Source organism: Paracoccus nototheniae (assembly GCF_004335005.1).
Lineage (GTDB): Bacteria > Pseudomonadota > Alphaproteobacteria > Rhodobacterales > Rhodobacteraceae > Paracoccus > Paracoccus nototheniae.
In genome coordinates this window covers 1-7,868 of record NZ_RQRT01000107.1, presented here as the reverse complement: position 1 = coordinate 7,868, position 7,868 = coordinate 1, and the positions used below count along the sequence as shown (strand labels likewise).

At 66.2% G+C, this 7,868-nt stretch carries 9 protein-coding genes and 1 pseudogene; 6 read left to right on the top strand and 4 right to left on the bottom strand.

The window, feature by feature from the left end:
• The 4 genes from EG885_RS20955 to ade all read left to right on the top strand — a co-directional run.
• Positions 1 to 1,309 (top strand): TrkH family potassium uptake protein (locus EG885_RS20955; RefSeq protein ID WP_242679781.1); only part of this gene is annotated, 1,309 nt, incomplete at its 5' end.
• A 45-nt stretch (positions 1,310 to 1,354) separates the two neighbouring features.
• Entirely contained in the window at positions 1,355 to 1,942 is a 588-nt protein-coding gene (hisB, locus tag EG885_RS20950; protein WP_131578545.1) for an imidazoleglycerol-phosphate dehydratase HisB, read from the top strand.
• A complete protein-coding gene (gene hisH, locus EG885_RS20945; RefSeq protein WP_131578543.1) occupies positions 1,942 to 2,571 on the top strand; it encodes an imidazole glycerol phosphate synthase subunit HisH in 630 nt (209 codons plus the stop codon). Before hisB ends, hisH begins: the two co-directional genes overlap by 1 nt.
• A 127-nt stretch (positions 2,572 to 2,698) precedes the next feature.
• Positions 2,699 to 4,396, top strand: a complete 1,698-nt coding sequence (ade, locus tag EG885_RS20940; RefSeq protein ID WP_131578541.1) for an adenine deaminase — start codon at positions 2,699 to 2,701, stop codon at positions 4,394 to 4,396.
• A gap of 69 nt (positions 4,397 to 4,465) precedes the next feature.
• Here the strand turns inward: ade and EG885_RS20935 are convergent, their stop codons facing one another.
• A complete protein-coding gene (locus EG885_RS20935) occupies positions 4,466 to 5,056 on the bottom strand; it encodes a (d)CMP kinase (protein WP_131578539.1) in 591 nt (196 codons plus the stop codon).
• A 293-nt stretch (positions 5,057 to 5,349) separates the two neighbouring features.
• Between EG885_RS20935 and EG885_RS20930 the strand changes: the two genes are divergently transcribed.
• Positions 5,350 to 6,069 (top strand): helix-turn-helix transcriptional regulator, encoded by a 720-nt coding sequence (locus EG885_RS20930; RefSeq protein WP_165571246.1) that lies wholly within the window; start codon positions 5,350 to 5,352, stop codon positions 6,067 to 6,069.
• Positions 6,070 to 6,155: 86 nt separating this feature from the next.
• On the opposite strand, the gene EG885_RS20925 is transcribed toward EG885_RS20930, so the two are convergent.
• Positions 6,156 to 6,614, bottom strand: a complete 459-nt coding sequence (locus tag EG885_RS20925; RefSeq protein WP_131578535.1) for a hypothetical protein — start codon at positions 6,612 to 6,614, stop codon at positions 6,156 to 6,158.
• A 119-nt stretch (positions 6,615 to 6,733) separates the two neighbouring features.
• On the opposite strand from EG885_RS20925, the gene EG885_RS20920 reads away from it, so the two are divergent.
• On the top strand, positions 6,734 to 7,285 hold the full coding sequence (locus tag EG885_RS20920) for a DNA-3-methyladenine glycosylase (protein ID WP_131578533.1): 552 nt from the start codon (positions 6,734 to 6,736) through the stop codon (positions 7,283 to 7,285).
• Between the two features lie 269 nt (positions 7,286 to 7,554).
• Here EG885_RS20920 and EG885_RS23390 read toward each other — a convergent pair.
• Together EG885_RS23390 and EG885_RS23165 are read right to left on the bottom strand one after the other, a co-directional pair.
• Positions 7,555 to 7,730, bottom strand: a pseudogene (locus EG885_RS23390) (creatininase); the annotation flags it as partial.
• A partial coding sequence (locus tag EG885_RS23165; protein ID WP_207392366.1) for a hypothetical protein occupies positions 7,681 to 7,868 on the bottom strand: 188 nt, incomplete at its 5' end. The gene EG885_RS23165 and the pseudogene EG885_RS23390, both read right to left, overlap by 50 nt.

The window sequence follows — 7,868 nt, the reverse complement described above, 5'->3', positions numbered from 1 at the left end:
GGCGCGCACCCCGCCCCCCGCCGTGCTGGCGGTGGGCTATCTGACGCTGATCGGTCTGGGCGGGCTGCTGCTGATGCTGCCGCCCATGGCGCGGGCGCCGGTCAGCCTGTCGGATGCGCTGTTCACCGCAACCTCGGCGGTGACGGTGACCGGGCTGGCAGTGGTCGATACCGAACTGGTCTATACCTTCTGGGGCCAGCTGGTCATTGCCGCGCTGATCCAGATGGGCGGGCTGGGGCTGATGACATTCGCCGTGATGATCTGGTCGGCGCTTGGCCTGCCCCTGGGCATCATGCAGGGCAATTACCTGCGCGAGGATCTGAACCAGACCTCCTATGTCAAGCTGACGCGGCTGGTCTGGACGATCCTGCGCATCGTGCTGATGGCCGAGGTGGCGGGCGCGATGCTGCTATGCCTGTCCTTCATGCCCCATCACGGGCTGGGACCGGGGCTGTGGCATGCGATCTTTCATTCCATCTCGGCCTTCAACAATGCCGGTTTCTCGACGTTTTCGCCGGGGCTGACGGCCTATGCGCTGGACCCGATCGTCAACACGGTCATCCCGGCCTTGTTCATCGCGGGCGGCATCGGCTATGTCGTGGTGGCCGATCTGTTCCGCCGTCCCTTCTGGCGCGGCTGGTCGCTGCACACGCGGATGATGATGATCGGCACCGCCGTGCTGATCGTCGTCGGCGTGGCGATGACGGCGATCCTGGAATGGAACAACCCCCGCACGCTGGCCCAATATGACAGCGTGACCGCCCGCCTGACGGTGGCGTGGTTTCAGGGCGTCACCACCCGGACGGCGGGGTTCAATTCGACCGACATCGCCGGGCTGCACGATTCGACCTCGCTGATGTACATGATCCTGATGGTGATCGGCGCGGGCCCCACCTCGACCGCAGGCGGGCTGAAGGTAACGACGATCTTCGTCATGCTGCTGGCAACATGGGCCTTTCTGCGCCGCCGGACCGAGGTGGCGGGCTTTGGCCGCGCCATCCCGCTTGGCGATGTGCTGAAAGTCATGGCGCTGATGTCCATCGCCTCGGGGGTGATCCTGATCGCCATCTTTCTGCTGCTGCTCAGCCATGACGGCGAATTCATCGACATCGCGTTCGAGGTGACCTCGGCCTTCGGCACGGTCGGCCTGTCGCGCGCCTATACGACCGAACTGTCGGATTTCGGCCGCGCGGTGATCATGGTGGTGATGTTTCTGGGCCGGGTCGGGCCGCTGACGCTTGGCTTCTTTCTGGCCACACGGATGATGCCGCGCGTGCGCTATCCCGCCGGTCAGGTCCATCTTGGCTGATGGCGCCGCAACGCCTATAAGGCGCCAGAACCAAAAGGACATCCCATGCGCCAGGCGACGATCACCCGCACGACCTCGGAAACCCGGATCGAGGTCACGCTGAACCTCGACGGCACCGGCGTCTATGACAACCGGACCGGCGTGGGCTTTTTCGATCACATGCTGGACCAGCTGTCGCGGCATTCGCTGATCGACATGACCATCCGCGCCGACGGCGATCTGCATATCGACGACCACCACACGGTCGAGGATACCGGCATCGCCATCGGTCAGGCGCTGGTGCAGGCGCTTGGCGATAAAAAGGGCATCCGCCGCTATGGCAGCTTCCTGCTGGCCATGGACGATTCGCTGGTGCGCAGCGCGCTGGATCTGTCGGCGCGGCCCTATCTGGTCTGGAACGTTGATTTCCCGTCCGACAAGATCGGTACATTCGACACCGAACTGGTGCGGGAATTCTTTCAGGCGTTGTCGACCCATGGCGGCATCACCCTGCATGTCGACCGCATCCACGGGCTGAACAGCCACCACATCGCCGAGGCCGCGTTCAAATCCGTGGCCCGCGCCCTGCGCGAGGCGGTCGAGCCCGATCCCCGCATGGCGGGCGTGCTGCCTTCGACCAAGGGCGCGCTGTGATGCGGGTCGCGCTGATCGACTATGACAGCGGCAACCTGCATTCGGCGGAAAAGGCCTTCCAGCTGATGGGCCGCGATGCGGATGCGCAGGTGATCGTGACCTCGGACCCGGACGTGGCTGCGAAAGCCGACCGCATCGTGCTGCCCGGCGACGGCGCCTTCCCCGCCTGCCGCACCGCCTTGGGCGAGGTCGATGGCATGGCCGAGGCCCTGCGCGAGGCCGTGCTGATCCGCGCCGTCCCCTTCATGGGCATCTGCGTCGGCATGCAGATGCTGGCCACCACCGGCCACGAATACGTTCAGACCCCCGGCCTCGACTGGATCGGAGGAGAGATCCGACCCATCGCCGCCCCCGGCCTCAAGGTGCCGCATATGGGCTGGAACGATCTAGTCATCGACCACCCGCACCCGGTGCTGGACGGCATCGCCACCGGCGATCACGCCTATTTCGTCCACAGCTGGCAGTTTCAGGTCACCGACCCTGCCCATCTGCTGGCCCATGCCGATTACGGCGGCCCGGTCACCGCGGTCGTGGGCCGCGACAATATCATCGGCACCCAGTTCCACCCCGAAAAATCCCAAGGCCTCGGCCTGCGCCTCATCGCGAACTTCCTCCGCTGGACCCCCTGAATTCTTCTTCACGACACTATCCCACGGGGGTGAATTGATCCCCAAGGGTTAAATGGCGGGCACGGCCAAGAGGGCGCGCGGGCGCCACCTGCCATCCGCTTTCCCGCCCCAACCGAAAGGCCCCCTCATGGACGATCTCGAACGCCGGATCGCGCAGGCGCGCGGTGACATCCCCGCCGATCTGGTCCTGCGGGGCGGACGGGTCTTCGATCTGATCACCGGCAGCATGATCCCCGGCGACGTGGCGATCTGCGGCGACCGGATCGCGGGCATCGGCGTCGATTACGACGGCGCCCGCATCCTCGACGTGACCGGGCTGACGCTGGTGCCGGGCTTCATCGACACGCATCTGCATGTCGAAAGCAGTCTGGTCACGCCCTTTGAATTCGACCGCTGCGTCACCCCGCGCGGCATCACCACCGCCATCTGCGACCCGCATGAAATCGCCAATGTCATCGGCACCGACGGCATCCGCTATTTTCAGGCCGCCTCATCCCACCTGCTCATGGACCTGCGCGTCCAGCTGTCCTCCTGCGTCCCCTCCACCGAGATGGAGACCTCGGGCGCCCGGATCGAGGCCGATGACCTGCGCCCCCTGATGGGCCACCCCTCGGCCATCGGGCTGGCCGAGTTCATGAACTATCCCGGCGTGATCCACCGCGACCCCGGTGCCATGGCCAAGCTGGCGCTTTTTGCGGGCGGCCATATCGACGGCCATTGCCCGCAGCTCTCGGGGCGCGATCTGAACGCCTATATCGCCGCCGGCATCCGCACCGAACACGAGGCCACCACCGCCGAGGAAGCCCTGGAGAAACTGCGCAAGGGCATGCGCGTGCTGATCCGCGAAGGCTCGGTCAGCAAGGATCTGGACGCGCTTGCCCCGATCCTGACCGATGCGACCAGCGCCTATCTGTGCTTGTGCACCGATGACCGCAACCCGCTGGACATCGCCGAACACGGCCATCTGGACTACATGATCCGCCGCCTGATCGCGCTTGGAACCTCGCCGCTGGCCGCCTATCGCGCGGCCTCGCTCTCGGCGGCCGAGGCGTTCGGGCTGAAGGATCGCGGGCTGATCGCGCCGGGCATGCGCGCCGATATCGTGGCACTGGACAGCCTGCAGAACTGCCGCGCGCAACTGGTCCTGACCGCAGGCCGCATCGTCGATGAGGCGGCCTTTGCCGCGCGCGGCCATGTGGAACCGGTCGGTCGCGCCTCGGTCCGCGCGCCCCAGGTCCGCGCCGCCGATTTCCGCGCCCCCGGCAACCGGACCGAAACCCCGGTGATCGGCATCCTCGAAGGCAAGATCATCACCGAACACCTGACCCTCGACATCGCACCCGAGGGCGGCGACAAGCGCCCCGACCAAGGCCGCGACCTGATGCGCATCGCGGTGATCGAACGCCATGGCAAGAACGGCAATATCGCCACCGGCTTCGTCAAGGGCTTTGGCCTGACCCAGGGCGCCATCGCCTCGACCGTCTGCCATGACCATCACAATATCGCCGTGGTCGGCGCCGATTATGACGACATGGCGCTGGCCGCCAACCGCCTCTCGCAGATCGAGGGCGGCTTCGTGGTGGCCCTGCAAGGCCGGATCCTGGCCGAACTGCCTTTGCCCGTCGCGGGCCTGATGAGCCTCGATCCGTTCGAGGCCGTCCACGCCGCCCTGACCGATCTGCGCGCCGCCGCCCGCAGCCTTGGCACCACGCTGGAAGAACCCTTCCTGCAACTGGCCTTCCTGGCTTTGCCCGTCATCCCCGCCCTCAAGATCACCGATCGCGGCATGGTCGATGTCGCCAGATTCGAGATCATCGCCCCCTGAGACGTCTTCTTCATAAAAATATCCGCAGGGGTGAATTGGCCGGCACGACCAAGAGGGGGCGGCAGCCCCCTACCCCTCCGCCCGCACCCGCGCGACCGCCGCGATGGCATCCGCGATCGCCGCATCGATGCTCAGCGTGCTGGTATCCAGCACCACCGCATCACCGGCAGGCCGCAAAGGCGCCGTCGCCCGTTCGGTATCGCGCCGGTCGCGTTCGCGCAGCTCTGCCAGCATCTGCGCGGGATCGGCGCCCAGTTCGGCGGCGCGGCGGGCGGCACGCACATCGTCCGAGGCGGTGACATACAGCTTGACCTGCGCATGGGGGCAGATGACCGTGCCGATATCGCGCCCGTCCAGCACTGCGCCGGGTTCCTGCGCGGCAAAACGGTGCTGGAAATCGACCAGCGCAGCGCGCACCTCGGGGATGGCGGCGATGCGGCTGGCGGCCTGCCCGGCCGCCGCGCTGCGCAGATCATCGCGGCCCAGATCCTCGGGGCCCAGCCCCAAGGCCGCAGCGACCGGATCGCCGCCCTTGGCCCCCGTCGCGCGGTACAAAAGACCGGTATCCAGATGATGAAAGCCGAAATGCGCCGCCAGCGCGCGGGCGATGGTCCCCTTGCCCGATGCGGCGGGTCCGTCAATGGCGATGATAAAGGGCATGGCAGAGTTCCGGATTGCGGCACGGCGGCATTCGGCTCCTGTCTTGCATGGGACATGCGCCAAGGTCCAGCCTTTCGACCCGGCCTTTTGCGCGCCTCAGGGATGTCTGGGCATGGCGGCGCACACGCGGGCGGCGTCGCTGCAACCCCTGTCCTCATCCGGCGTTAAGCAGATGTCGCATTTCCCCCTTGGCAAAGCCTGCAGGGCACGGTCCTATGCAATTTTAAACAACATTTGAGTACAAACCGCCCATGTTAACAAGGTTTATAGAGCGTCTTCTGGAAGCCCGCTCGATGTCCCAGATCGGGACGGTGTTTCAAGAAGCGACGACACGATTGGGCTATGACTACGCGCTCTATGCGGCTCATTTCATGCTGACGGTGCCCCGCTCGGTTCTGCGTGAGAACCCCATCGTCTTCACCAACTTTCCCGACGAATTGCTGGACCGCATCCATCATCTGCCCGATATGGACCGCGATCCTGTCCTGCAATGGGCCCGGGACAATGACGGCGACATTGCCGCGCGCGATCTGCTGTCCCATCCCCTCGGCCATTCGTCCGTGCTGGCTCTGGCCGCCCGCCATGGCCTTGCCGAGGCACAGGTGATCAGCCTGCGCGACAAGGTTCTGAACTCTGCCGGGGTTGTCGTCGTGGTGCCCTGCCGCGACGCGGATGCCGGAACGCTGGCGGATCGCTGGTCGCAGACGGGGCGCGACATGCGCATTCTGGCCTGGGTCATGCATATGCGCATTGCCACAATGAGCCGCAGCCGGTCGACCGCCACCCTGACACCGCGTCAGCGCGAGGTGTTGACATGGCGGTCAGCCGGAAAGACCGTCGGAGAGATCGCGACGATCCTTGGCATCACCCCCGCCACGGTTGAAAAACACATGCGCCTTGCCCGGGAATCGCTTGGGGTCGAAACGACGCCGCAGGCCGTGCTGAAGGCCCATGTGACCCATCAGCTGTTCCAGCCCTCGGCGGTCGATTTCGGCATGACGGGGCGGCCCTGACGGGCCGGGCTTCGCCCGTCATGCCGGACCGCCACAGCCGCCTGCGACCCCGCCCCCAACTCAAGCGGGTCCGATGTCCCGAACCGTCAGTCTAGGCCAAAGCCCACGGGGGCGCGGCGACCGGGGCCGGGGGGCAGCCCCTCTTCCTGCAGCAGATCCTCGGCCATGATATCGGCATTGGACCCGGCCTCCATCACATGCTGCCAGATCTGGCGCAGCGGCGGGACGATGCGCGGTTCGCTGACCGCGCGGGCGGTATGCAGCCAGATCGCCAGCCCGTCGCTGCTGTCATAGGCCCGCGCCTTGCGCAGCGCAGCGATGCGGACCTGCAGGGCGGCGGCAAAGCGGGTGGCAGCCTGCGGTTTCCAGGTCGGCAGATCGTGCAGATCCTGTCCATCGGCCAGATAGCGCGCCGCCCAGAACTGCACGGCGGCCGCATGGCTGTCGACGATATGCGGCTTGGCCCCGTCCAGTTTGTCGGCCAGCGCCTGCGCCTCGTCGACAAGGGCCGCGATGGTCTTTTCCTGTTTCCAGTCGCTGAACATCGGCCATCCTTTCCGCCTTGACGATCCGCGGGCGTTCCGGGACCGTGGCCCGCACCTTATCCCCCGCCGCCCGTCAGTGAAAGACGCCGTCGGCCAGCCCCGCCACAGGACCACAAGCCATGACGCCCCCGCCCCTTGCCGATCGGATCGCCGGATGGGGCGCGGTGATGCTGGCGCAGCGGTTGATCGGGGCCAGCCTGCTGGTGCGCGGCGCCGGCGGCATCATCATCGAGACCGAGGCCTATGCCCAAGACGACCCGGCCTCGCACAGCTTTCGCGGGCCGACGCGGCGAAATGCGGCCATGTTCGGTCCGGCGGGCCATGCCTATGTCTATCGGTCCTACGGGATCCATCTGTGCCTGAACGTCGTCGCGGGCGCGGGCGAGGCGGTGCTGATCCGCGCCCTGGCCCCCATACAGGGCGTTGATCTGATGCGGGCCCGCAGGGGCGGCAGCCCGCTTTTGTGCAGCGGTCCCGGTCGTCTGACGCAGGCACTGGCGATCCGCCCCGAGGATGACGGCCAGCCCTTTGACGGCGATGCCTTTGCCATCACACTGCCGCAGGACCGCCCCGCCCTGCTGACAGGTCCGCGCATCGGGATCACCAGGGCGGTGGATCTGCCATGGCGGTTTGGGATGGCCGGGGCCAAGGGGCTCAGCCGGGGCTTTTAGGCCTGACGCCCCGCCCCGTCCCGGCAAGCCCCCGTGCCCGGCAATCCCAGCCCCGGCAATCCCCGGACTGGCCTGGATGATCCCGCTTTCCGGGAGGAAGCGCTGTGTCAGAACGGTTTCCTGCATCAGCATCAGACGATGGGCGCTGTGCATGTGCCGGGCCGCATCGGCATCGCCCGCCCGCAGCGCCGCAGCCAGCCGCGACTGGTCTTCCAGCCCCAAGGCCGGCTCGGTGGCACAAAGGCCGAGATCATGTTCGGTTTTCTGAACACCGAGCTATGCGCACCGTCTGCATTGGCCCCGATCTGAACCACACCAAAGTGTCGCGGTATTCGGCCTGCTGAAACCGCCTTGCGATCTTCTGTTCCATGGCATCCCGTCTTGCTATGGCCACGTCAATCGTCCGGGTGCCATGGCAGACAGCGTCCCTGATAGGATGGCCACCGGTAATCCTCTCCAAAACTAAGGGGATGCGGACGTAGAATTTTCTCAGCAAGATACCTGAGGGGAATCTGATGAAGATGACGAGATTTAACGAACCCCAGATCCTTGCGATCCTGCGTCAGGCTGAAGGTGGCGTGCC

Excerpts from the sequence above, each read along its gene's own strand:
- hisB (WP_131578545.1), top strand. The coding sequence starts at position 1,355 with ATGCGCCAGGCGACGATCACCCGCACGACCTCGGAAACCCGGATCGAG.
- hisH (WP_131578543.1), top strand. The coding sequence starts at position 1,942 with ATGCGGGTCGCGCTGATCGACTATGACAGCGGCAACCTGCATTCGGCG.
- ade (WP_131578541.1), top strand. The coding sequence starts at position 2,699 with ATGGACGATCTCGAACGCCGGATCGCGCAGGCGCGCGGTGACATCCCC.
- EG885_RS20935 (WP_131578539.1), bottom strand. The coding sequence starts at position 5,056 with ATGCCCTTTATCATCGCCATTGACGGACCCGCCGCATCGGGCAAGGGG.
- EG885_RS20930 (WP_165571246.1), top strand. The coding sequence starts at position 5,350 with ATGTCCCAGATCGGGACGGTGTTTCAAGAAGCGACGACACGATTGGGC.
- EG885_RS20925 (WP_131578535.1), bottom strand. The coding sequence starts at position 6,614 with ATGTTCAGCGACTGGAAACAGGAAAAGACCATCGCGGCCCTTGTCGAC.
- EG885_RS20920 (WP_131578533.1), top strand. The coding sequence starts at position 6,734 with ATGACGCCCCCGCCCCTTGCCGATCGGATCGCCGGATGGGGCGCGGTG.